This window comes from Streptomyces sp. NPDC003943 (genome assembly GCF_053605265.1).
Genome location: NZ_JBSGIW010000002.1, coordinates 117,287 through 139,043, shown reverse-complemented (window position 1 = coordinate 139,043; position 21,757 = coordinate 117,287). Strand labels below are relative to the sequence as shown.

Below are 21,757 nucleotides of genomic sequence, written 5' to 3'. Positions count from 1 at the left end.
CCCGGGCGGCGACCGGGGCCGGGAACCGTGGCGCTGGTCCCGGGTCCGGCTCTGGTCCCGGGTCCGGCTCTGGTCCCGGGTCCGGCCCTGGGCCTGGTCCCGCTCTGGTCCCGGGCCCGGTCTTCGCCTGGGCTCCGGCTTCAGCTTCGGCTTCGGCCCGGCCTTGGCGCAGGCTTCAGCTTCAGCTTCGGCCTTGGCGCAGGCTCCGGCTTCGGCCCGGCCTTGGCGCAGGCTCCGGCCCTGGCCCGCCGCGTAGACCTGGCTGCCCTTACGCGGTGACGGTCGCGCTCTTCTCCGACCGCTGCCCGGTGAACAGGGCGTCGAGCGCGAACGCGCCCGGGCCGGTGAAGACGAGCAGCAGGAACGCCCAGCAGAACAGGGCCGCGCCGTCGCCGCCGTTCTGCAGCGGGAACAGGCCTTCGGGCTGGTGGACCGAGAAGTACGCGTACGCCATCGAGCCGGAGGCTATGAACGCGGCCGCGCGCGTGCCCAGGCCCACCAGGACCAGGGCGCCGGCGACCAGTTGGATGACGGCCGCGTACCAGCCCGGCCAGCTGCCCGTCGGCACCGTGCCGCCACCCATGGCGCCGCCCAGCACTCCGAAGAGCGAGGCGGCGCCATGGCAGGCGAAGAGCAGGCCGACGACGACCCGGAACAGTCCGAGCGCGTAGGGCTGGGCCTGGTTCAGACGGCTCGCAAGCGCATTCATGGGGGGAGGACTCCTTCGGGCGTGGGGGGACGGTGAACCGATGAAGTCCTTAGGTTAGGCATCCCTCACTAGTGCTTGCAAGTTCAACATTTGGAAATCGGTGCCGGTTCCGGATCCGGTTCCGTTCGGCTCAGCAGCCGTTGAGGATCGACTGCAGCGCGCTCTTCTCCGCCGAGTCGACGCTGAGGTCGTAGTAGTACTTCACCTGCACCCACATCCGGGCGTACGTGCAGTGGTACGCCGTGCGCGGCGGCATCCACTGCGCCGGGTCCTTGTCGCCCTTGGCCTGGTTGACGTTGTCGGTGACCGCGATGAGCTGCGGGCGGGTCAGGTCGTTGGCGAAGCCCTGCCGCTTGGTCGTGGTCCAGCTGTCGGCGCCCGAGCGCCACGCCTCGGCGAGCGGGACGACGTGGTCGATGTCGAGGTCGGAGGCGAGGGACCAGGTGGCGCCGTCGTACTCGGAGTACCAGCTGCCGCTCGTGGCCGCGCAGTTGGCGTCCGTGGTGACGTTGACGCCGTCGCGCTTGAGCACCACCTCGCGGGTGTTGCAGGTGCCGTACTGGGTGATCCAGTGCGGGAAGAGGTCGCGGCTGTAGCCGGTGGTCGAGCCGGCGGGCTTGACCGTCAGAGCCGCGAGGTAGGTGCGGGCGGTGGCGGCGTCGACCGGGGTGGGCGGGGACGCCTGTGCGGCCGGGGCGGTGGCGAGAAGGCCGGTGACGGTCAGGGCGGCGGAGGCGGCGAGCGTGGCTATTCGACGCGCGTAGACACTGGCGGCGGACATGCGAACTCCCTTGGTGTGGGGGCCGGTGCCGGGTGGTCGGCCCGGTCATCGTGGCGGCGCGACGTTTCCGTCGGGGATGCGCCAGGTGACAGCGTGGCGACATGTGCACGTCACATCAAGGGGTGGCGGGTGCGGAGGTGTGGTGAAGGTGTGGCGGGGTGGCTGTTCTCGTGAGGAGGGGGCAGTTCCCGTGTGGGGGTGGGAGGTTGGCGGCCTGACGGCGTGGCGTAGGGGAGGGGAGATGGTCCTTGCGGGCCCTAGGGTCCGGTGGCCTTCGGCCGGTGGCGCGGGCCTGGGCTGGAAGGGCGGGCCGGGGCAGGTCCCGGACCGGGCGGAGCGTGAGGGCTGGGGCGAGTTCCCGGGTGCGGGCAGGGTGGCGCCACGGGCAGGCCTGGTGCGGGCAGGGTGAGGCCGCGGCGGGTCCCGGGCGGGGCTGAGGGCGGGGCTGGGGCGGTCCCCGGTTCAGGGCGGTGCTGAGGTTGGAACAGGCCCGGGGTCCGGGGTCCGGGGGCGGGAGCTGGGCCGGGGCCGAGGCGGGTTCCTGGGTCAGGGTCGGGCCGGGGTGGCCCCGCCCTGGGCTGAAGGGGCCGTTGGGCTTACTCGGCCGCGAAAGTGAGGGTGATCGCGCCGTCGCCCGCCGTCTCGATCCGTACGGCCGTCAGGTCCTCCACCAGTACGTCCGGCGCGAACGCGGCTGCGCGCGCACCCACGCCGACCACCCGCATGCCGGCGGCGCGGCCGGCCTGGATGCCGGCCTCGGAGTCCTCGAAGACGATGCAGTCCTCGGGCGCGAAGCCCAGTTCGGCGGCGCCCTTCAGGAAGCCCTCCGGGTCCGGCTTGCTGGCGCTCACGTCCTCGGCGGTCACGCGGGCCGCGGGCATCGGCAGCCCCGCCGCGCCCATCCTGGCCGCGGAGAGGGCCCGGTCGGCCGAGGTCACCAGCGCGTGCGGGAGCGAGGCGAGCGCGGCCAGGAACGCGGGGGCGCCGGGGACCGGGACGACGCCGTCGAGATCGGCGGTCTCCTCGGCGAGCATGACCCGGTTGTCGGCGTAGTTCTGCTCCATGGGCCGGTCCGGCAGCAGGACGGCCATCGTGGCGTACCCCTGACGCCCGTGCACCACCGTCATGACCTCGTCGGGGTCGAGCCCCTGCCGCTCCGCCCAGTGGCGCCAGCAGCGCTCCACGACGGCGTCGGAGTTGACGAGCGTGCCGTCCATGTCGAGGAGCAGGGCACGGGCGGTGAGCGACGCCGGGGTGGTGGCGGTCATGGGGATCTCCAGGAGGGGTGTCGGAGATGCGGCGGTGCGAAGTCGTACGAATCGGCGTGAAGCGGTACGAAGCGGTCCCGCCCGCCGGTCAGGGGGTGCGGGCGGGGCCACTTTGTTTCTCCACGATACAAAACGCTGTGCCGGGACCGCCACCCACGTCCGCATCCCGGACCATGCCAGCCGTCAGCCAGTCGTCAGCCGGTCGTCGGTCGGTCGGCCGGGCCGCCCGCCCTACTGGCCGTCCCCCTGGCCGCTCGTCACCGCTTCCAGCTGGCTCCGTGTGGTCGGCCCGTACACGCCCCGCGGGTCCTCGGTGATGTCCATGTACGACTGGAAGACCTCGACCCCGTGTTTGACCTTCTTCCCGTACCGGCCGTCGATCGGCCCGCTGTAGAGCCCTGCCTCGCGCAGCCGCCACTGGAGGTCCTCCACCTGCGGCCCCGTCGAGCCCATGCTCAGGGTCTCGGCCTCCGGCGCCCCGCTCTCGGTCGGCGCGCTCCCGCCCGCCGTGGCCGTCGGCCGGGCCGGGCCGGTCGGCGCGCCGGAGGTCGTGGCGGTCGCGGTACGCGTGGCCTTCGGCGACGGCGAGGCGGACGCGGAGGTCCGGCTCGCCGTGGGGGACTCGGAGGTGGACGCCGACGAGGAGGGGGTGGTGGTCGGCGCCTCGGACACGGCGAGGTTCAGGGACGCGCTGGTGGTGACGACGGGGACGTCGGCCCGGTCGTCGGTGCCGTCGTCGCCGCCGATCAGCGTGGTCGCGAGGACCGCGGTGCCGACGACCGCCGCCGCCACCACGCCCGCGATCATCACCGCCCGGCCCCGGCCGCGGCCCCGCTCCTCGTACCCGTCGGGGGCGTACGCGAGGGTGTGCGCCGGCTCGTAGGCGTCGGCGCCCTCGTACGCGCCCACGGACCCCAAGGACGGAGTGGTGTGGCTGTACGCGCCCTCGTACCCGCCGTCGTACCCGTCGTCCTCCGCCCGAGGCGCGTACCCGCTCTCGGCCCCGGTCCCGTACCCGGCAGCCGGTATGGCCCCGTACGCGGCCGTCGCCTCCTCGTACCCGGCGGCCCCTGGCCCGGCCCCGTACCCGGTCGCAGCCGTCCCGGCCCCGTACCCGGCGCTGTACCCCTCCCCGTAACCCCCGGTCGGGTAGGCCGCCTGCACCTGTGTCGGCAGCTCCCCCGGCAGCGCGCCCTGCAGCCCGCCCGGCGCCGTGCCCGGACCTGCGCCCAGCCCGGCATCCGGACCGGCATCCGGCAGCGCGCCCGCCGCCGCGCCCTGACCGGCGCCCGGCACCGCACCCCGCCCGTCGCCCGCCAAAGCACCCGGCGCCCCACCCGGCGCACCACCTGGCGGCACCTCCGGCGGCAACGGCCCCGCCGCCGCCATCGGCGCACCAGGCCCCATCGGAGCCATCGGAGCCCCCGGCGCCATCGGAGCTCCCGGCGTCACCGACACCGCCGAGACCCCCAGCGCCCCCGGAGCTCCCGCCCCCGGCGGGACCGGGGCCATCACCGCCGTGTCGTCGTCCGGCGCGCCCAGCGACACGTACGGCCGGATGCGCAGCGGATCGAAGTCCTCCGCCGCGGCCAGTGCGGCAGCCTGTGCCTCCGTGCGTTCGCAGGCGCAGCCGGGTCTGTGTGCACCGCACTCAGGACAGACGTTTCCGGACATGGTTGGAGCCCCTCCCCAGTCAACTGCGAGCGATTATGCAGCCCGCCCGCCACGGCGAGGTGAACGCCTGTACCCCTCCACAGGCCATAACAGGCCATAACGGCGTCAACCATCCAGGATGGATCTACGAAGGACGCGCCCAGAGGAGCGGCGGCACCAGCAGGACCCGCAGGCCCGCAGGCCCGCAGGCCCGTAGGACCCGCAGGACCCGGAGGAGATGCCCATGGCCCAGGACATACGCGCTCCGCAGCCCGCCGGAGGCCCCCTACCCGGGGCGGCGCCGGGCGAGGGGCAGAGTCACCGGACCGTCCTCGTGGCGATCGGCGCGCTGCTGCTCGGCATGCTGCTCGCCGCGCTCGACCAGACGATCGTCTCCACCGCCCTGCCGACCATCGTCAGCGAACTCGGCGGCATGGAGCACCTGTCCTGGGTCGTCACCGCCTACATGCTGGCCTCGACCGCCGCCACCCCGCTCTGGGGCAAGCTCGGCGACCAGTACGGGCGCAAGAAGCTCTTCCAGGGCGCGATCGTCCTCTTCCTCATCGGCTCGGCGCTCTGCGGCATCGCCCAGAACATGCCGCAGCTCATCGCCTTCCGCGCGGTCCAGGGCCTCGGCGGCGGCGGGCTGATGGTGCTGTCGATGGCGATCGTCGGCGACCTCGTCTCGCCGCGCGAACGCGGCCGCTACCAGGGTCTTTTCGGTGCCGTCTTCGGCGCCACGAGCGTCCTCGGGCCGCTGCTCGGCGGACTGTTCACCGAGCACCTCTCCTGGCGCTGGGTCTTCTACATCAACCTTCCCATCGGCGTCGTCGCGCTCTTCGTCATCGCCGCCGTCCTGCACATCCCGGTCGGCGCCACCCGCCACACCATCGACTACCTCGGCACCTTCCTCATCGCCTCGGTCGCCACCTGCCTGGTCCTCGTCGCCTCCCTCGGCGGCACCACCTGGCCCTGGGGCTCGGCGCAGATCATCGGACTCGCCGTCCTCGGCGCCGTCCTCCTCGGCTGCTTCGTCCTCGTCGAACGGCGCGCCGCCGAACCCGTGCTGCCGCTCAAGCTGTTCCGGATCCGCACCTTCAGCCTCGTCGCCGTCATCAGCTTCATCGTCGGCTTCGCGATGTTCGGCGCGATGACCTATCTGCCGACCTTCCTCCAGGTCGTGCAGGGCGTCAGCCCCACCATGTCCGGCGTGCACATGCTGCCCATGGTCGTCGGCATGCTGCTCACCTCCACCGCCTCCGGGCAGATCGTCTCCCGCACCGGCCGCTGGAAGGTCTTCCCCATCGCGGGCACCGCCGTCACCGCGTTCGGCCTGCTGCTCCTGCACCGGCTGACCGAGACCAGCCCCACCTGGGAGATGAGCGTCTACTTCTTCGTCTTCGGCGCCGGACTCGGCCTCGTCATGCAGGTCCTCGTCCTCGTCGTGCAGAACTCCGTGCCGTACGCGGACCTCGGCGTCGCCACCTCCGGGGCCACCTTCTTCCGCTCCATCGGAGCGTCCTTCGGCGTCGCCGTCTTCGGCACGATCTTCACCAACCGCCTCACCGGCAAACTCCAGGACGCCCTCGCCGGACAGCCGCTGCCACCCGGCGTCAGCGCCGACCGCATCGCCGCCGACCCGCGCGCCATCGCCGCGCTCCCGGCCCGCCTCCAGCCGGCCGTCCTGCACGCGTACGCCACGTCCATCACGGACGTGTTCCTGTACGCGGCGCCGGTCGTCCTCGTCGCCTTCGTCGTCGCCTGGTTCCTCAAGGAGGACCGGCTGCGCGGCTCCGTCACCGCGCCCGACGCCAGCCAGACCGTCGCCTCCAACCCCGTCGAGCGCTCCTCCTACGACGAGTGCGCCCGTGCGCTGTCCGTGCTCGGCACCCGCGAGGGCCGCAAACACGTCTACGAGAAGATCACCGCCCGCGCCGGGCTCGACCTCCTGCCCGCCGCCAGCTGGCTGCTGCTGCGCGTCCGCCGCCACGGCGCCGTCGAACCCGCCCGCCTCGCCGAGGCGACCCCCGTACCGCTGCGCGCGATCACCGAGGCCGCCCGGCAGCTGGAGGAACGGCAGCTCGTGGCGCGCGAAGGGCTCCAACTGGTGCTCACCGCACCCGGGTCGGAGACCGCCGTACGGCTCGCCAAGGCCCGCGAGGACTCCCTCGCCGACCTCCTCGGCGACTGGTGGGGCCCGGACCGGCCCACCGACCTCGTCCGGCTCGTCGAACTCCTCACCGCCGAACTCGCCGGCTCGGACGCGGAACGGCCCCCCGAACCGGAGCCGCCCCGCGACCACCGCGCCTGAGGCCGGTCCGGCGGGTCAGAGCTCCTTGCCGTACCAGATCTCCATGTACGGGCCCGTGCAGTACGCCGGGATCTCCGCGTAGCCGTTGCGCGTGTACAGCGCCCGCGCCTCCACCAGGTCCAGGCGCGTGTTCAGCACCATGCGCCGGGCGCCGAGCTCGCGCGCCGCGTCCTCCAGACCGCGCATGAGCAGGTCGGCCCCGCCCTTCCCGCGGAACGCCGGACGGATGAACACCCGTGTCAGCTCGGCCCGTTCGGCGTCCAGCAGCACGACACCGCCGCAGGCCGCCGGCTCGCCGTCATGCCGGCCGACGAGAAACGCGCCGGACGGCGGGGCCAGCTCTTCGAGGCCGTCGTCGATCATGTCGTCGTCGTACTCGTCCTCGCTCAGGACCCGACCGAAGTAGCGGCCCGCGACATCGCCGTAGTAGTCGCGGCGCAGGGCGGTGGCGTCCGGGGTGTCGACGCGCTCGGGAGTGATCATCCAGGTCATGCGCGCCATTGTGGGACGCGCATGACCCGGCCCGCAGCTCAGTTCTTGGGGGACGCCTGCTGGACGACCTCGAACGACCACAGCGTGGAGCCGGTCGAGGCGGGCTTCGGCCGGTCCGCGCCGCCCTGGTGGGCCTCCTTCATGGAACCGCTCATCCAGTTCTGGAAGTCCTCCTCGCTGCGCCAGCGCGTGTACACGAGGTACTGGTCCGTGCCCTCCAGCGGCCGGAGCAGCTCGAACCACTCGAAGCCGTCCGACCCCTCGACGGCCCCGGCGCGGGAGGCGAAGCGCTGCTCCAGGACCTCGCGCTGCTCGGCCGGGACGGTCAGGACGTTGATCTTTACCACACTGGGCACATGACACCTCTCAGGAAGCACAGGCCGGGCGCTGCGCCGAGCCTTGATCACGTACGTGCAGTCTCGTACATCCGCCAGTCAAAACGGCGTGAGGACGACTCGCAAGCATCGCCCGTGGCGCAGCGCGAACGGTGCTCCTCGCTGATCGCGTCGAAGGGGTGGAGCGACGCGGGCCACTTCGAGGACGTGGGCAAGTCGGGGTGGGACCCGAGTATCCACCGCCCGGGGTTCGAGGAGATGATGACGGCGGTGCGAGGTGGGCACGTGGACGCGGTGGTCGTCTTCTCGCTGTCCCGCCTCACCCGCCGTGGCGCGCTGGAAGCGATGCGGATCATCGAGGAACTGGAGGCGCACGGCGTCCGGCTGGTGAGCGTCGAAGAGCCGTACCTCGACACGTCCACCCCGGTCGGGGTCGGCATCCTCGCCATCATCGCGGGTCTGGCACAGCAGGAGTCCGACATGAAGTCGGCCTACGTCTCCGCCACCAAGGACACGCTGCGGCGGGCTGGTAGCCACGTTTCCGGCGTAGCCCCGTACGGCTTCACGGCGGAGAGGGCGACCAGCGGCAATCTGACCGTCGTCCGACTCGTCCCGGACCTGGTGGAAGCACCGCACGTTCGTGACATGGCCAAGTGGGCGGCGGAAGGCATGTCCGCCTCGCAGATCGCCAAGCGACTCAACGAGGACGGCGTCCCCACGAAGGCGGAGTCCCTGGGGGCCTCGGGAGCCAAGCGCCTCGCCTCGCGCCGTGCGCGCGGAGTCTCGGAAGTTGTGGAGCGGCCCGCGTGGGTGTCGTCGACAGTCCTGCGCATTCTGCGGGACCCGCGCCTTGCGGGGTACGCGATCGAGTGGCAGGGACGGGTACAGGCGACCAAGGACGCCGACGGCAATCCCATCCCGGGCAAGACGGGGAAGCGTGTCATCCTGCGGGACGACGAAGGGCAGCCCGTCCAGTCGCACGAAGCGCTGATCCCCACGGAGGAGTGGTGGAAGCTCCAGGACGTGCTGGACGGCCGGACGCAGGTGGTCGTACGAGCGGGTCGGCGCGTCCCGACTCTGCTGGCCGGACACGGACTGCTGTTCTGCGACGTCTGCGGTTCCGTGATGGTGACTGACCGGCGTGCCGGGAAGCTCTACTACAAGTGCAACCGGGCCGGGGGAGTCATCGCGGGCCACGGTGGTCTCGCCATCGGCCAGGACGCGGCGGACAGCGAGACGGCGGGGCGGGTGTGGGCCCGCCTCCTGGCCATCGACCCCGACGACCCGGAAGACCTCGAATGGCTGGCCGAGGCGTCACGGCGCTTTGCCCGCCAACAGGACACGTCCCAGCGAGACGCGGAACGTGCGGCGGTGCGAGCCGAGTTGGAGCACGTACGGGAGTCCCGCCGCATCCTCCACGTGGACCGGCTGGCCGGCGTCTACGCCGACGAGACCGGTGCGCAGATGTTCAGGGAGTCCATGGCGCGGTTGGCTGCCCACGAGGAGCGGACGGCCGAACGGCTGACGGAACTGGAGGCAACCGGCAACCGAAGCATCCAGATCCCCAACGAGTGGACGAGCGTGGACGGAGATCCCATCGGGGAGGGGTCGACATGGGCGGCGTGGGACCTGGAGAAGAAGCGGGAGTTCCTGGCGCTCTTTATCGACTCCGTGAGGATCGCCAAGTCCGTCGGCAGGGGCCGCAACGCGAACACGCGGGACCGTGTGATCGTGCGATGGGCTGAGTCACCCGACCCTGCGGAAACCTGAGCCCTCTGAGGGGTCTGTACGGTCCGCCGCGGGGAAATTCGGCGGCGGGCCGTTCGGTGTTTCTGAGCCCTGTCGGCTTACGGATCGCCCCCAGCCAGCCCCGGTAGTCCCCGCAGACCGCCGGGGCTTTGCTGTGCCCACAGCGGAGCCGACCACAGCGGGCGGAGCCATGACGATATGACAGTTAAGACTATTTTTCGTGTGCACAAGAAAAAAATATGGAGAAAAACAAACCGTTCGTCGAAACGCCATCCCGTCATGCTCAGCCCCTCCGCTCGCGGCCCCCGGGAATTCGGTGGCCCCCACATCGCAGTGAGGGGCCGAGCCGCACCGATCGCAGCCGGGCAGAGGGGGCGGGGATCTCTTGCTCCCCATAGGGACTGCACGAACCGAGCACGCCGCACGGCGGCTGCTGGGAATCTGTTGATCCCTACAACACAGTGAGGAGGTACCGAGCCAGCTTCCGGCCGGGGCTAGGCACGCTGGGGGCGCCTCGTGAGGACGCTGGCTCGCCCTTGGGCGGGACCGCCCTACAGCGGGGCGAAGAGGTGTTGGGAGTGCTCACTTGCAGAGGAAAGGGAAGCCGGGGTCTCTGTCGTCACCACCGAAACGGCTCGGCGCTCCCGGGACACCTTCGGTCCCGGCTACTGGGGCACCAGGGAGGGACCGAGCGGTACGGCCCGCGGCCGGATAGACGGCGCGGGAATCTGCTGGTCCCCACAACACAGTGAGGGCGGGACTACCGCGCACCCACCCCAAGGGGGATCGCGGCGGACCGAGTGCCCGCCCTCACACCAGCTCTGCCCGTGCTGCACCGCATCCCGCGTTACCGGGGTGGTCTGGTGTCGGTACCGGCCCCGGTTCGGGGATATCGGCCGCAGAGTTCCGGGTTCGAGTCCCGGGGTGGGCGCGCAGAGAACGACGACGAGCGACCACATGCCCGTTGCAACCGGGCCCACGGGTAGCGGTGTGTTGCCTATCCGGTCGCTCACGACATAGAGGGGGCGCCATGCGCTGTATCGACTGCACGGAGCCGGCGACCCATCGGGGCCGCAAGACCCGCCACGGGGTGTACGAGCGACGACCGACCGTCCGCACGCGCCGAGCACGGAGGCGACGACGAGCGGCCCGGAACGATGCTGCTGCACGGCTCCGCCGGATCATCGAGCGGAAGGGGCACGCGTGGTGTGACTGGTGCCTAGACGATTTCCTTGCGGCAGACGTGGACGCGGACCATGTGCGGCCCCTCGCGTTGGGAGGGGCCGACACGGCGGGGAACGTGCAAGTGCTGTGCCGGGGGTGCCACCAGCTCAAGACGAGTACCGAGTTCGGAGGAGCGGCCTAACTGGTGGTTTCAGAATGAGCAGTGATGGCTCGGATGCAGGCATGGATGGCCCTTCGAGCGGACGTGAAGCGCCCTCTTCGGGGACAGGCAGGCCGTGGACGGACAGCAGCACGCTGTTCACCGCGGTGCCGACACGTCAGTGACAGTCGCTATCGTCCGTGCCATGACCTCAAGTGATCACCTGCTCGACCTGATCCGGAACACCCAGGAGATCGACCTTCTGCTGAGGTCGTCGTTCGGCTTCGACATCCATCGGAAACACTATGGCGAGGGCTTGAGGCTTGCCTCGGGTGCGCCGATGGAGGTGATCGCCGGGGAGTCCGCCGGTGGGGCCTACTTCCTCTGCGCCGAGCAGAACGGCCGGCGACCGGTTGTGTACGCGAGTTCCGAAGGGGAAGGTGGTCTGCTCGCCGATGATCTGGGGGAAGCCCTGGAAATCATCATCGGGCTGGAATGGCACGACTGCCTCACGTTCTCGGGCGGTGGCGATGTCGAGGTCATGCAGGTCTCCGCTCGACGCCTTGGACTGTCCCGCGACAAGTACAACCCGGACATCGACAACGAAGCTGCCCAGGTGGCCGCAGCCCTGTCGCTGCGTATCGTGCCTGTCACTGACCTCGTCATCCGGTTGCACGCAGCTGCGTCGAAGACGGAGGCGGACTACGTCGTGATCGACGAGGACGGCCAGGAGTTCGGCCCACTGTTCGGCGAGCCCGTGGAACCACGCCACGGAGGCTGGCGCTGAACCCGCCCAGCCCCACCATTCGCATCAACACCGGATTCGCCGCCAATGCTTGATAGGGCGTCGGGCAGAATCTCCGGCATGCCCGCCGACCTTGTGCCCGACGATCTCTGGGAGCGCATAGCTGCGCTTCTCCCGACTCGGCCTGCCCGACGCCATCGCCACCCCGGACGACTGCCTGTGCCGGACCGCGTCGCGCTCGCCGGCATCATCTACGTGCTCCGCAAGGGCGTGGCCTGGCGCGATGTCCCCATCCAGGTCGTTGGCTGTTCAGGAGTGACTGCCTGGCGCCGGCTCCGGGACTGGACTGAGGATGGCGTCTGGCCCCGGCTGCACGAAGTGCTTCTCGCCGAACTGCGGAAGGCGAGTCTCCTGGACATGGAGGATTCGGCGATCGACGGCTCGCACGTCCGGGCGCTCAAAGGGGGGATCACACCGGCCCTTCGCCGGTCGACCGGGGCCGGCCGGGCAGCAAACACCACCTGATCGTCGACCGGCACGGCAGCCCGCTGGCCGTAACGCTGACCGACGGCCACCGCCACGACGTCACACAGCTCCTGCCCCTCTTGGACGCGATCCCGCCGATCCGGGGCCTGCGAGGCCGCCCGCGGACGCGACCGCGCAGACTGTTCGCCGACCGGGGCTACGACTTCGACAAGTACCGCCGCCTGCTGTGGAAGCGTGGGATCAAGCCTCTCATCGCCCGTCGCGGCGTCGTTCACGGTTCCGGCTTGGGCAAGACCCGCTGGGTGGTCGAGCGGACCTTCGCCTGGCTGCACCAGTTCAAGCGCCTACGTGTCCGCTACGAGGTACGCGCCGACCTGCACCTCGGCCTCCTTCAACTCGCCTGCAGCATCATGTGCCTGAGACGACTCCGAACCTCATTCTGAAACGATCAATAAGTGGCCTCCGAATCCCCTTCCTCCGCAGTGGGCTGGCTCGCCATCAGCTGTGCAGCGTAGACGGCGACTGCACTTAGACCGATGGCAGTTGCCCCATAGACGACGGCTAGTTGTACCCGCTCGGATACGTTCTCCATGCGCAAGCGGACTGGCCCGAGCTTGAGTGCGAACGTGTTCTTACCGGCGGTCTCCGTATCGTCGGGACCCATGAGTTCAGGCATGAGGGCAGGAGACCGCATCCCGAAGGGCGCGTCAACTCTCGTCCCCGGGCCGCGCCGCACTTCGTGAAGGTGCTGTACGACAACGGCCCCGGCCCGCACTAGCTATCGGTCCTGCTGGTCCGCCTCGCGGCCGAGTTCCTTGCGCCGCTCGATGCGGTCGCGCTGCCACGCTTCGATGACGGCTCGACGGTCCCGACTGTTCTGGGGCCACGTGTGCCGCCAAAACTGGATTCCGCCGTAGACGACGGCGAGGAAGACGGACACGGACAGGAGCGCCCACCAAGGGGCGCTGTCCGGCAGGTTGAACATGACTTTGAGCCTTTCGACCTTGCTTGGTCGACGGGCTGTCTAGGCAACGAGTACGGCGCTCCCCTGCGCGCTGCTGCGACGCCCGCCCCGGTAGGTAGTCACGGGGAAGGCGAGGTTCGGTCCTCGGGGCGTGATCTGTGGTGCTGCGTCGATGGGGTCCGGCTTCCACACGGGAACGTCGTCGGCTCCTGCGCGGCCCAACATGCGGGACAGAAGAAGGATGAGCACCCGCACGAGGAACCGCAGTAGGGAGGCAACGAACTCGGCGAAGGCGGCACGGAACTCGCGTACAGCGGCGCGTCGCTCGGTAACAGTGTTCGCGGAGCGCAGATCCTCGGCGGCAGCCTTGAGTCGATCCCGCGTGCCAAGCGGTTGACGAAGGTTTCGGAGACGCTTAAACGAACAGACCACGTCATAGTCGTCGCCCTTGGGCCAGAGCCAAGAGGTGTCGTTCTGATCTTCGCGATCTTCGCTAAGGAGCCTCTGAAACTGCTCGGCGAGGGCACTGCGGAGCCCGTCTGAGCTCTTGGCCCACAGGCGGGCGATCACGTTGTGGTCCAACCCGGCATCTGTCCAGATGTTGCGCTGTGTCGCTGTCTCCATGTCACCTCCCCCGACGAACTAACGGCCTGCCAGAGTCTAGCCGTCGAGGGCGAGAAGTCCTGGGGCGCAGGGCTGAGGCGGGGCCGATTGCGAGTAAGGGGGGCAGTTCACCAACGTGAGCTGCTCGACCGTACTGACCCGGCGGCTTCCCTACCGCTGTGCCCACCACGTGCCCGCTGCCCCGCCGGCCGTGGTGACCAGGGCGACGAGCCACGACGGGACGCGCTGCACGGTCAAGTGCACTCCACCCAGGCGGAGTTCAAGTGCCGGGCAAGTGGTGCTCTGTGGTACGCCGTGCTTCGTAGTCATGGTTGGCAGTCCTCTCGATGGCTCGGGTCAAGCGGCTCGCGTGTCCTCTGGATCCTGTCGCGCGCCGTTGTGTGACGTCAGTAGATGAAGGGACTCAACGCCACGCCGCGACGTGGAGTGCCCGGTGCGCACCACCCTTGTGCAGCCATGGGTGATGACCAGGTTCAAGGAGTCCGAGTCCACGCCAGATAAAGCCAGTTCGAACAGCGCGGGGATCAGTAGCGCTTGGCGTGGTCGTGTGCTTCGAGCTAACGCCAGGGGGCTGCGCTGGCCCCTCGGGGTATCGCGCTGATCACAAGTGAAGACTATCGCTGCTCCCCCCCCCATGCCGTCATGAGGCGTATGTGCACAAAGCAAGGGCGGAAGTTTGACGCTTTGGCCAGCGCGGCCCCTTGGGGGGCATCTCTGACATGTGGCTATGGCGTGGCTGGGAACCCTCTGACGTGCGGTTATGGCCTCACCGGCGCGAAGGTTCGACAGGGGCGCCGTGAGGATCCCAGCGCTACTACCTGCACACCGAGATGCCGAGGAGGCGAGCACTCATGCCCCGACGACCCCGCCCCCCCCGTGCTCGGTACCCGGGTGCCCCGAACTGACGGCCCATGGTGGCCGTTGTGCCGCTCACGAGCGTGAGGCGAACGCACTACGGGAGACACCGGGGACGAGCGCGTACGGGCGACGGTGGCCGAACATCCGGCGCCGCTACCTCTACGCCCATCCGTGGTGCGTGCTGTGCACGAAGCCGGCGACGGTGGCTGACCACTTCCCCGAATCGCGCCGTGTGCTGCTCGCGCGTGGCGTGTCCGATCCGGATGCGTGGTCGCGTCTGCGCCCGCTGTGCACGTCGTGCCACAACCGCGAGACCGCGAAGCATCAACCGGGCGGATGGGCTGCCGAGCGTGTCCGTCCTCGCCGCTCGTGACCCTGCCCCAGGCAGGGACCCTCTCCCCGCGCTCTGAAAGCACGGCAGGGAGGCAAAAAACTCGCATGGCTCATTTGAGCGTTTCTGCGGAGAGCTATGTTGATCTTCACGATGCTCATGGGGGAGGCAAAGGCCGGAGGTGGCGGCTAGCCGACGACCCGGGCGACGAGCATGCCGTCGTAGCCCTTCGTGCCCACCGTCTGGAACGCCGTCGCGTCCAACCGGGGCTCGCGGGCCACCATTTCGAACATCTCGCGGGTCGCGGTGATCGCCTCGTCGTCCGGGTGCGGGTCGGCGACCGTGCCGTTCCGGACCACGTTGTCGACGACGATCAGGCTGCCGGGGCGGGTGAGCTTCAGGGCCCAGGTGACGTAGTGCGGGTTGTTGACCTTGTCGGCGTCGACGAAGACGAAGTCGAAGGGGCCCGCGCCCTCCTGTTCCAGGAGCGGGAGCGTGTCCAGGGCCGCGCCCGTGCGCACCTCGACGGTCTTGTCGAGGCCGGCGCGGGCCAGGTTGGCACGGGCCACGTCGGCGTGGTGGGGGGAGTACTCGAGGGTGACGAGCCGGCCGTCGGCAGGCAGGGCGCGGGCCAGCCAGATGGTGCTGTAGCCGCCGAGAGTGCCGATCTCCAGGACGTTCCTGGCGCCCTGCGCGGCGACGAGGAGGTGGAGCAGCTTGCCCTGGTTGGGGGCGACGGCGATCTCGGGGAGCCCGGCGGCGGCGGAGTCGGCGAGGGCGGCGGTCAGGGCCTCGTCGGCGGGGGCGAGCAGGTCGGTGAGGTAGTGGTCGACTGCGGTCCAACGCGCGTGGTCGTTGCTCATGCGGCCGAACGTACACCCGGCGCGGGTCGGGGAGCCCGAGCCCGTATGCGCGCCGCAGCGAAGGGCTCAGGCGGCTGGACGTGCGGCGGGCTTGGGCCGGGGAGCCCGGGTCTGTGCGCGTGCCGCCGAGGGGGGTGCAGGCGGCCGGACGTGCACCGGGCCCGGGCCGCGACGCCCGAGCCCGCATGCGCGCCGTCGCGCAGGCCCTGCGGCGGCCGGACGTCCTGCGGGCCCGGGTCGTGGAGCCCGAGCCCGTTGTGCGCGCCGCCGCGAAGGGCCCCGCGGCCGGACGTGCACCGGGCCCGGGTCGCGGAGCCCGAGGCCGTATGCGCGCCGTCGCGCAGGGCTCAGGCGGTTGGAGGTACGACCGGCGCGGGGCGCGCGGCCCGGGTCCGCGTTCGGGCCACGCCGAGGGCGGCCGACGCGAGCAGCAGCAGGGCGCCGGTCACGGTGAGGAGCCAGACCGGGATGCCGCCGGCGACCGTCCACAGGTGGTCGTGCCAGACGATCACGCGGTACGGGGTGTCGGCGGCGGCCCGGACGAGTTCGTGGTCGCCGTCGATGCGGGCGGGCTCGGGGAAGTACTGGTCGACGGCCGTGAGGAACACCGGGGCGGGGCCGGCCAGGCGGGCCAGTTCGCCGTCCCGCCTCGGCGTGACGGCGCCCGCGAAGAGGACCTCCGGCCGGTCGCCGCCGATGGCGCCGCGCGGTTCCATGCGGTGGCCGGCGATCACGTACAGGCCGAGCGACTGCGGGGTCTTCGCGAGCCGGGAGAGCCGCATCGGGTAGACGGGCCGGTCGTTGGCGAAGCGGATCCGGATCGGGTCGAGGGCGCCGTACAGCGTCTCGCCGGCCTTCTCGAGGGCGAGGCGCACGGCCACGTACTCCCACTTCCGCTCCACGTACGGCCGGAGTTCGCCGGAGAGCCGGTCGGAGAGCTCGAAGCCGTTGCGGTGCAGCCAGTCGCCGAGCGCGGTCGGGTCGGTGGCGGTGAGCCGGGCGACGTCGAAGGGGCCGAGCCGCTCGCGGCCGACGACGCCGACGCCCGGGGCGCGCGCGCCGGGCGGGGCGGCGCCCGCCATGCCGTCGCCGCCGCCGGCGAAGGGCCAGTCGGAGCCGCGCGGCCAGAAGTAGTCGCGGTCGCGGTGCTCGGGCGCGGTGAGCCCGTCGAGTTCGCCGAAGAGGTCCGGGTCGCCGAGGCTGACGTCGGCGCGGTGCGGCACGGGCATGATCCAGGCGGCCTGTCGGGCGTCGCCGTGCACGGTGAAGCGCATGACGATCTGCTCCACCCGCGCGCGCTCGTCCCAGCGCACGACCGAGGTCTCCCGGTCGACGCCGAGCTGCGCCATCCGGTTGGTGACCATGGCGCCGCAGCCGCACGCGTACGCCGGCGCGACGAGCGAGCCGAGCTGGAGTGCGAGCAGCGCGACGAGCACGGCCGTGATCCGCGCCGTAAGGCTTCGCCCCGTATGGCTTCGCCCCGTATGGCTTCGCCCCGTATGGCTTCGCCCCGTAAGGATTCGCTCCGTAAGGATTCTCTGTGTCCCCCGCATGCCTGCTCGGACGCGCGAACGGACCTGCCGGTTCCGTTCGCGCGTCCCGGACCGCCTAACCGACCCTGACCTGGAGCTCCTTGATCCCGTTGAGCCAGGCCGCCCGCAGCCGGCGCGGATCGCCCGCCGGTGTCAGGTCGGGCAGCTCGTCGGCGAGGGCCTCGAAGATCAGCTCGATCTCCTTGACGGCGAGGGACTTGCCGAGGCAGAAGTGCGGTCCGCCGCCGCCGAAGCCGAGGTGCGGGTTCGGGTCCCGGGTGATGTCGAAGGTCTCGGGGTTCTCGAAGACCTCGGGGTCGTTGTTGGCGGAGGAGTAGAAGAGGCCGACGCGGTCGCCGCGGCGGATCTTCTGGCCGCCGATTTCGGTGTCCTGGGTGGCGGTGCGCTGGAAGGAGACGACCGGGGTGGCCCAGCGGACGATCTCCTCGGCGGCGGTGGCCGGCCGTTCCCGCTTGTAGAGCTCCCACTGTTCGGGGTGGGTGAGGAAGGCGTGCATGCCGTGGCTGATGGCGTTGCGGGTGGTCTCGTTGCCGGCGACGGCGAGCAGCAGCACGAAGAAGCCGAACTCGTCGGAGGAGAGGTTGCCCTGGCCCTCGGCGGCGACGAGCTGGGACACGATGTCCTTGGCCGGGCACTCCTTGCGGGCGGCGGCGAGGTTCATGGAGTAGCCGATGAGCTCCATGGCGGCCTCGGCGCCGATCTCCTCGGTGATGGCGTACTCGGGGTCGTCGTACGCGACCATCTTGTTCGACCAGTCGAAGATCCGGGCCCGGTCCTCCTGCGGTACGCCGATGAGCTCGGCGATCGCCTGGAGCGGCAGTTCGACGGCGACGCGGGTGACGAAGTCGAAGGTGCGGTCCGGGCCGGCCGTCGCCTTCGCCTCGGCGACGATGGCGCGGGCGCGGTCGCGCAGCGCGGTCTCCAGGCTGCGGATGGCGCGCGGGGTGAAGCCGCGCTGGACGATCTGGCGGACCCGGGTGTGCTCGGGCGGGTCCATGTTGAGCATGATCAGCTTCTGGACCTCGATCTGGTCCCGGGTGATGTGCTCGTTGAAGCGGATGACGGCGGTGTTCTCGTTCGAGGAGAACAACTCGGGGTGCGTGGAGACGTACTTGACGTCGGCGTGGCGGGTCACGGCCCAGTAGCCCTCGTCGGCGAAGCCGGTGACACCCGGGGGCTGGGCGCACCACCAGACGGGGGCGGTCTGCCGCAGCTGCGCGAACTCCGGGTGGGGGACGCGGGCTTGCAGCAGATCGGGGTCGGTGGCGTCGAACCCTTCGGAGAGATGGGGGCAGCGCATCGGCAACACACTCCATATCTGATGGGTCATCAGAAGTTGCCGGGAAAGGTAGTAACGAGTTCTACAAGTAGCAAGGCGCACGGCGGGAACTGTTGCGTCCCGGACCCTTGCGTACCGGCGGTAGCAGTCATAAGACTGCTACCGGAACTAGAACACGTACTAGTTCGGCACCAGTTCCACGTGACCCGCCGACCGGTGAGGGTGCCGGGACACCCGCCCGGGCGAGGAGAGGACGAGCTCATGGCCGCGGAACCCGTCATCGTCGAAGCCGTACGCACCCCCATCGGAAAGCGCGGAGGCGCGCTCGCCAACCTCCACCCCGCCTATCTCCTCGGCGAGACCTACCGCGAACTCCTCGGCCGCACCGGCATCCACGCCGACTGCGTCGAGCAGATCGTCGGGGGCACGGTCACCCACGCCGGCGAGCAGTCCATGAACCCCGCCCGCACCGCCTGGCTCGCCATGGGCCTGCCGTACGAGACCGCCGCCACCACCGTCGACTGCCAGTGCGGCTCCTCGCAGCAGGCCAGCCACATGGTGGCCAACATGGTCGCGGCCGGCGTCATCGACATCGGCATCTCGTGCGGCGTCGAGGCCATGTCCCGGGTCCCGCTCGGCTCCGGCTCCAAGCACGGGCCCGGCAAGCCCTTCCCGGACGAGTGGAACGTCGACCTGCCCAACCAGTTCGAGGCCGCCGAGCGCATCGCCCGCCGTCGCGGCCTCACCCGCGAGCGCGTCGACTCCCTCGGCCTGCTCTCCCAGGAGCGCGCCGCCGTCGCCTGGTCCGAGGAACGCTTCAAGCGCGAGACCTTCGCCGTCCAGGTCCCGACCACCGAGGAGGAGCAGCACGCCGGGCAGGGTATGTGGCGGCTCGTCGACCGCGACGAGGGGCTGCGCGACACCACCATGGAGGGGCTCGCCCGGCTCAAGCCGGTCATGCCCACCGCCGTCCACACGGCCGGCAACGCCTCCCAGATCTCCGACGGCGCCGCCGCCCTCATGTGGGCCTCCAAGCGCATGGCCCGCGCGCTGAAGCTGAGGCCGCGCGCCCGGATCGTCGCCCAGGCCCTGGTCGGCGCCGACCCGCATTACCACCTCGACGGGCCCGTGGACGCGACCCGGGCGGTGCTCGGCAAGGCCGGGATGTCGCTCAGGGACATCGACCTCGTCGAGATCAACGAGGCTTTCGCGTCGGTGGTGTTGAGCTGGGCTCAGGTCTTCGACCAGGACCTGGAGAAGGTCAACGTCAACGGCGGCGCCATCGCCCTCGGCCATCCCGTCGGCGCTACCGGGGCCCGTCTGATCACCACGGCCCTGCACGAACTGGAGCGCACGGAAAAGGAGTTCGCGCTGATCACGATGTGCGCGGGCGGGGCGCTGGCGACGGGCACGATCATCCAGCGGTTGTAGCCGCATCGGTTGCGGCCGAATCGCTCGCGGCCGGACCGGTTGCGGCCGGATCGGTCGCCGCCGGATCGGTCGCGGACGGAACCGCCGCGGCCGGATCGGTCCCGTACGGATCCGCCGCGGCCCCATCCATCCGCTTGTCGGCATCCGCCACGAGCGCCGCCAGGTACTCGGCCGCCGGTACGCCCGGCCGGCTGAGTCCGGCGGCCTGGCCGGACCACAGGTTGACGTACTCCGGGCGGCCCTGGGCGGCCGCGGCCCGCCGGACGGGCTGCATCAGGGCGTTCTGCAGGGGATACGGCGGTACGTGTTCCTCGTGGGCGGCCATGTCCCGGACGAAGCGGTTCGGGATGCCGCGCGCCGTGCGGCCCGAGAAGAGCCGGGTCAGCACCGTCGTACGGGCCTCCGGCGTGCCGAGGGCCCGGCGGTGGACCGGGCTCGCGCCGGACTCGCGGGCGGCGAGGAAGCCGGTGCCGATCTGTACGGCGTCGGCGCCGAGCGCGAGGGCGGCGGCCACGCCCCGGCCGTCGGCGATGCCGCCCGCCGCGACGACCGGCACCGCGACCGCGTCCGCCACCTGCGGGACCAGCGAGAACGTACCGACCAGTGACTCCCGTACGGGCCGGAGGAAGGCGCCGCGGTGCCCGCCCGCGTCGCTGCCCGAGGCGACCACCACGTCCGCGCCGGCCGCTTCGAGGGCGACGGCCTCGGCGACCGTGGTCGCCGTGCCGATCAGGACGATGCCCTGCCGCCGGGCCGCCGCCACCAGGCGGGCCGGCGGCAGCCCCATGACCAGGCTGACGGCGGGCGGGGCGGCGGCGATCAGGGCGTCGAGCTGGGCGTCGAAGTCGGGGTGGGCGGCCAGGGCGGCGGCGACTTCGGTGGCGGTGGGGGCGGTCACACCGAGGTCGTCGTAGTACGGGCGGATCCGGTCCAGGTGCCGGCCGAGACCGGCGGGATCGGTGTCGGGGCCGGGCTCGCCCTCCTGCGGCACCCACAGGTTGACGGCGAACGGCCGGTCCGTCGCCGCCTTCAGCCGGGCCACCAGGGCGGTGATCCCGTCCGGGTCGAGCACATGCGCCCCGTACGAGCCGAGGCCGCCGCCCTCCGAGACGGCGACGGTCAGCTCGACGGAGGACAGGCCCCCGCCGAACGGTCCTTGGACGATGGGGAGTTCGAGGGAGAGCAGCTCTCCCAGACGGCCCGGCCGCATACAGCCTCCTCGGTCCGGGCGGGCGCGGTGCCCGCCTGCGTGGAGGACAGTAGGAGGGTTGTAGACGACCGGTCAACTAAAAACCGGGAAGTCGCCTATAGTCACCGTCATGGGACGCACCAGCACGGCACGTGAACGACTCCTCGACGCCACCGGCGAGCTCATGCGCGGCCGCGGCTACGCGGGCCTGGGCGTCGCCGAGATCTGTGCCAGGGCGGACGTGAAGAAGGGCAGCTTCTACTACTTCTTCGACTCCAAGCAGGCCCTGACCGTCGAGGTCGCGAGCGCCTACTGGGCCGCCGAGCGCTCCTGCTGGACCAGCGCCCTGGCCGCGCCCGGCCCCGCCCTCGACCGGCTGCGGGCCCTGCTCACCGGTCCGGCGGAGACCCAGCGGCGGCTCAAGGAGGCCGGCGGCACGGTCGACGGCTGTCTGCTCGGCAACCTCGCCCTGGAGCTGAGCACCCAGGAGCCGGACGTCCGGGTCCGGCTCGACGAGATCTTCGACGAGCAGATCGAGCTGATCGCCGGCGTGCTGGGGGAGGCGGCGGCCGAGGGGGCGATCCCGGCGGACCGGGCGGGCGCGGAGATGGCCCGGGCGGTGGTGGCCCAGCTGGAGGGGCTCGTCCTGCTGGCCAAGCTGAAGAACGACCCGGCGGTCCTGGACGGGCTGTGGCCGCAGGTCCGGATGCTGCTGGGCGCCGGCCCGGACGTATGAGAAAACGCCGCAGGCCCCGGTTCCTCCACTGGGGAGGACGGGGCCTTGCGTCGTCAGGCTGTGCGCCGGTGCGGCT

At 71.0% G+C, this 21,757-nt stretch carries 19 protein-coding genes; 7 read left to right on the top strand and 12 right to left on the bottom strand.

Annotated elements, in window-relative coordinates; genetic code table 11:
- Positions 1-268: 268 nt before the first annotated feature.
- The 4 genes from ACWEV0_RS01710 to ACWEV0_RS01695 all read right to left on the bottom strand — a co-directional run bounded on the left by ACWEV0_RS01710 (position 269) and on the right by ACWEV0_RS01695 (position 4,054).
- Positions 269-709 (bottom strand): DoxX family protein, encoded by a 441-nt coding sequence (locus ACWEV0_RS01710; RefSeq protein ID WP_453145480.1) that lies wholly within the window; start codon positions 707-709, stop codon positions 269-271.
- 130 nt (positions 710-839) lie between these two features.
- Positions 840-1,490, bottom strand: a complete 651-nt coding sequence (locus ACWEV0_RS01705) for an HNH endonuclease family protein (protein WP_453145478.1) — start codon at positions 1,488-1,490, stop codon at positions 840-842.
- A gap of 596 nt (positions 1,491-2,086) precedes the next feature.
- Entirely contained in the window at positions 2,087-2,758 is a 672-nt protein-coding gene (locus tag ACWEV0_RS01700; protein ID WP_453145477.1) for an HAD-IA family hydrolase, read from the bottom strand.
- Positions 2,759-2,989: 231 nt separating this feature from the next.
- A complete protein-coding gene (locus tag ACWEV0_RS01695) occupies positions 2,990-4,054 on the bottom strand; it encodes a peptidoglycan-binding domain-containing protein (protein WP_453145475.1) in 1,065 nt (354 codons plus the stop codon).
- 601 nt (positions 4,055-4,655) lie between these two features.
- On the opposite strand from ACWEV0_RS01695, the gene ACWEV0_RS01690 reads away from it, so the two are divergent.
- Positions 4,656-6,722 carry a DHA2 family efflux MFS transporter permease subunit gene (locus ACWEV0_RS01690; RefSeq protein ID WP_453145473.1) on the top strand — a complete coding sequence of 689 codons (2,067 nt, stop codon included), beginning with the start codon at positions 4,656-4,658 and terminating at the stop codon, positions 6,720-6,722.
- Positions 6,723-6,737: 15 nt separating this feature from the next.
- On the opposite strand, the gene ACWEV0_RS01685 is transcribed toward ACWEV0_RS01690, so the two are convergent.
- Both ACWEV0_RS01685 and ACWEV0_RS01680 read right to left on the bottom strand, forming a co-directional pair.
- A complete protein-coding gene (locus tag ACWEV0_RS01685) occupies positions 6,738-7,223 on the bottom strand; it encodes a GNAT family N-acetyltransferase (RefSeq protein ID WP_453145471.1) in 486 nt (161 codons plus the stop codon).
- Between the two features lie 29 nt (positions 7,224-7,252).
- Positions 7,253-7,570: an antibiotic biosynthesis monooxygenase family protein gene (locus ACWEV0_RS01680; RefSeq protein WP_453145469.1), complete on the bottom strand. Its 318-nt coding sequence runs from the start codon at positions 7,568-7,570 to the stop codon at positions 7,253-7,255.
- Here ACWEV0_RS01680 and ACWEV0_RS01675 point away from each other — a divergent pair, their 5' ends adjacent.
- The 4 genes from ACWEV0_RS01675 to ACWEV0_RS01660 all read left to right on the top strand — a co-directional run bounded on the left by ACWEV0_RS01675 (position 7,571) and on the right by ACWEV0_RS01660 (position 12,296).
- Complete coding sequence (locus tag ACWEV0_RS01675; RefSeq protein ID WP_453145467.1) at positions 7,571-9,319, top strand: recombinase family protein; 1,749 nt, start codon at positions 7,571-7,573, stop codon at positions 9,317-9,319. It abuts the gene before it with no gap.
- Between the two features lie 1,009 nt (positions 9,320-10,328).
- Positions 10,329-10,664, top strand: coding sequence for an HNH endonuclease (locus tag ACWEV0_RS01670; protein WP_453145465.1), 336 nt, complete (start codon positions 10,329-10,331; stop codon positions 10,662-10,664).
- Positions 10,665-10,827: 163 nt separating this feature from the next.
- A complete protein-coding gene (locus ACWEV0_RS01665; protein ID WP_453145463.1) occupies positions 10,828-11,409 on the top strand; it encodes a hypothetical protein in 582 nt (193 codons plus the stop codon).
- 78 nt (positions 11,410-11,487) lie between these two features.
- Positions 11,488-12,296, top strand: a protein-coding gene (locus ACWEV0_RS01660) for an IS5 family transposase (protein ID WP_453145462.1) whose coding sequence is annotated in 2 segments (ribosomal slippage) — positions 11,488-11,827 and positions 11,827-12,296 — 810 coding nt in all. Because the reading frame shifts where the segments join, the coding sequence is not laid out codon by codon here.
- Between the two features lie 335 nt (positions 12,297-12,631).
- On the opposite strand, the gene ACWEV0_RS01655 is transcribed toward ACWEV0_RS01660, so the two are convergent.
- From ACWEV0_RS01655 to ACWEV0_RS01635, 5 genes are all read right to left on the bottom strand, one after another.
- A complete protein-coding gene (locus ACWEV0_RS01655; RefSeq protein ID WP_453145461.1) occupies positions 12,632-12,838 on the bottom strand; it encodes a hypothetical protein in 207 nt (68 codons plus the stop codon).
- 39 nt (positions 12,839-12,877) lie between these two features.
- Complete coding sequence (locus tag ACWEV0_RS01650; protein ID WP_453145460.1) at positions 12,878-13,441, bottom strand: hypothetical protein; 564 nt, start codon at positions 13,439-13,441, stop codon at positions 12,878-12,880.
- 1,377 nt (positions 13,442-14,818) lie between these two features.
- A complete protein-coding gene (locus ACWEV0_RS01645; RefSeq protein WP_453145459.1) occupies positions 14,819-15,493 on the bottom strand; it encodes an O-methyltransferase in 675 nt (224 codons plus the stop codon).
- Positions 15,494-15,840: 347 nt separating this feature from the next.
- On the bottom strand, positions 15,841-16,929 hold the full coding sequence (locus tag ACWEV0_RS01640; RefSeq protein WP_453145457.1) for a DUF2330 domain-containing protein: 1,089 nt from the start codon (positions 16,927-16,929) through the stop codon (positions 15,841-15,843).
- A gap of 172 nt (positions 16,930-17,101) precedes the next feature.
- Entirely contained in the window at positions 17,102-18,346 is a 1,245-nt protein-coding gene (locus ACWEV0_RS01635) for a cytochrome P450 (protein ID WP_453145455.1), read from the bottom strand.
- Positions 18,347-18,586: 240 nt separating this feature from the next.
- Here ACWEV0_RS01635 and ACWEV0_RS01630 point away from each other — a divergent pair, with 240 nt between their 5' ends.
- Positions 18,587-19,756, top strand: a complete 1,170-nt coding sequence (locus tag ACWEV0_RS01630; RefSeq protein ID WP_453145453.1) for a steroid 3-ketoacyl-CoA thiolase — start codon at positions 18,587-18,589, stop codon at positions 19,754-19,756.
- Here ACWEV0_RS01630 and ACWEV0_RS01625 read toward each other — a convergent pair.
- On the bottom strand, positions 19,740-20,966 hold the full coding sequence (locus ACWEV0_RS01625; protein ID WP_453145451.1) for an NAD(P)H-dependent flavin oxidoreductase: 1,227 nt from the start codon (positions 20,964-20,966) through the stop codon (positions 19,740-19,742). The genes ACWEV0_RS01630 and ACWEV0_RS01625 overlap by 17 nt on opposite strands.
- A gap of 109 nt (positions 20,967-21,075) precedes the next feature.
- Between ACWEV0_RS01625 and ACWEV0_RS01620 the strand changes: the two genes are divergently transcribed.
- Positions 21,076-21,681 carry a TetR/AcrR family transcriptional regulator gene (locus ACWEV0_RS01620; RefSeq protein ID WP_453145449.1) on the top strand — a complete coding sequence of 202 codons (606 nt, stop codon included), beginning with the start codon at positions 21,076-21,078 and terminating at the stop codon, positions 21,679-21,681.
- Positions 21,682-21,757 lie beyond the last annotated feature (76 nt).

Excerpts from the sequence above, each read along its gene's own strand:
- ACWEV0_RS01710 (WP_453145480.1), bottom strand. The coding sequence starts at position 709 with ATGAATGCGCTTGCGAGCCGTCTGAACCAGGCCCAGCCCTACGCGCTC.
- ACWEV0_RS01705 (WP_453145478.1), bottom strand. The coding sequence starts at position 1,490 with ATGTCCGCCGCCAGTGTCTACGCGCGTCGAATAGCCACGCTCGCCGCC.
- ACWEV0_RS01700 (WP_453145477.1), bottom strand. The coding sequence starts at position 2,758 with ATGACCGCCACCACCCCGGCGTCGCTCACCGCCCGTGCCCTGCTCCTC.
- ACWEV0_RS01690 (WP_453145473.1), top strand. The coding sequence starts at position 4,656 with ATGGCCCAGGACATACGCGCTCCGCAGCCCGCCGGAGGCCCCCTACCC.
- ACWEV0_RS01685 (WP_453145471.1), bottom strand. The coding sequence starts at position 7,223 with ATGGCGCGCATGACCTGGATGATCACTCCCGAGCGCGTCGACACCCCG.
- ACWEV0_RS01675 (WP_453145467.1), top strand. The coding sequence starts at position 7,571 with ATGACACCTCTCAGGAAGCACAGGCCGGGCGCTGCGCCGAGCCTTGAT.
- ACWEV0_RS01670 (WP_453145465.1), top strand. The coding sequence starts at position 10,329 with ATGCGCTGTATCGACTGCACGGAGCCGGCGACCCATCGGGGCCGCAAG.
- ACWEV0_RS01665 (WP_453145463.1), top strand. The coding sequence starts at position 10,828 with ATGACCTCAAGTGATCACCTGCTCGACCTGATCCGGAACACCCAGGAG.
- ACWEV0_RS01655 (WP_453145461.1), bottom strand. The coding sequence starts at position 12,838 with ATGTTCAACCTGCCGGACAGCGCCCCTTGGTGGGCGCTCCTGTCCGTG.
- ACWEV0_RS01650 (WP_453145460.1), bottom strand. The coding sequence starts at position 13,441 with ATGGAGACAGCGACACAGCGCAACATCTGGACAGATGCCGGGTTGGAC.
- ACWEV0_RS01645 (WP_453145459.1), bottom strand. The coding sequence starts at position 15,493 with ATGAGCAACGACCACGCGCGTTGGACCGCAGTCGACCACTACCTCACC.
- ACWEV0_RS01635 (WP_453145455.1), bottom strand. The coding sequence starts at position 18,346 with ATGCGCTGCCCCCATCTCTCCGAAGGGTTCGACGCCACCGACCCCGAT.
- ACWEV0_RS01630 (WP_453145453.1), top strand. The coding sequence starts at position 18,587 with ATGGCCGCGGAACCCGTCATCGTCGAAGCCGTACGCACCCCCATCGGA.
- ACWEV0_RS01625 (WP_453145451.1), bottom strand. The coding sequence starts at position 20,966 with ATGCGGCCGGGCCGTCTGGGAGAGCTGCTCTCCCTCGAACTCCCCATC.
- ACWEV0_RS01620 (WP_453145449.1), top strand. The coding sequence starts at position 21,076 with ATGGGACGCACCAGCACGGCACGTGAACGACTCCTCGACGCCACCGGC.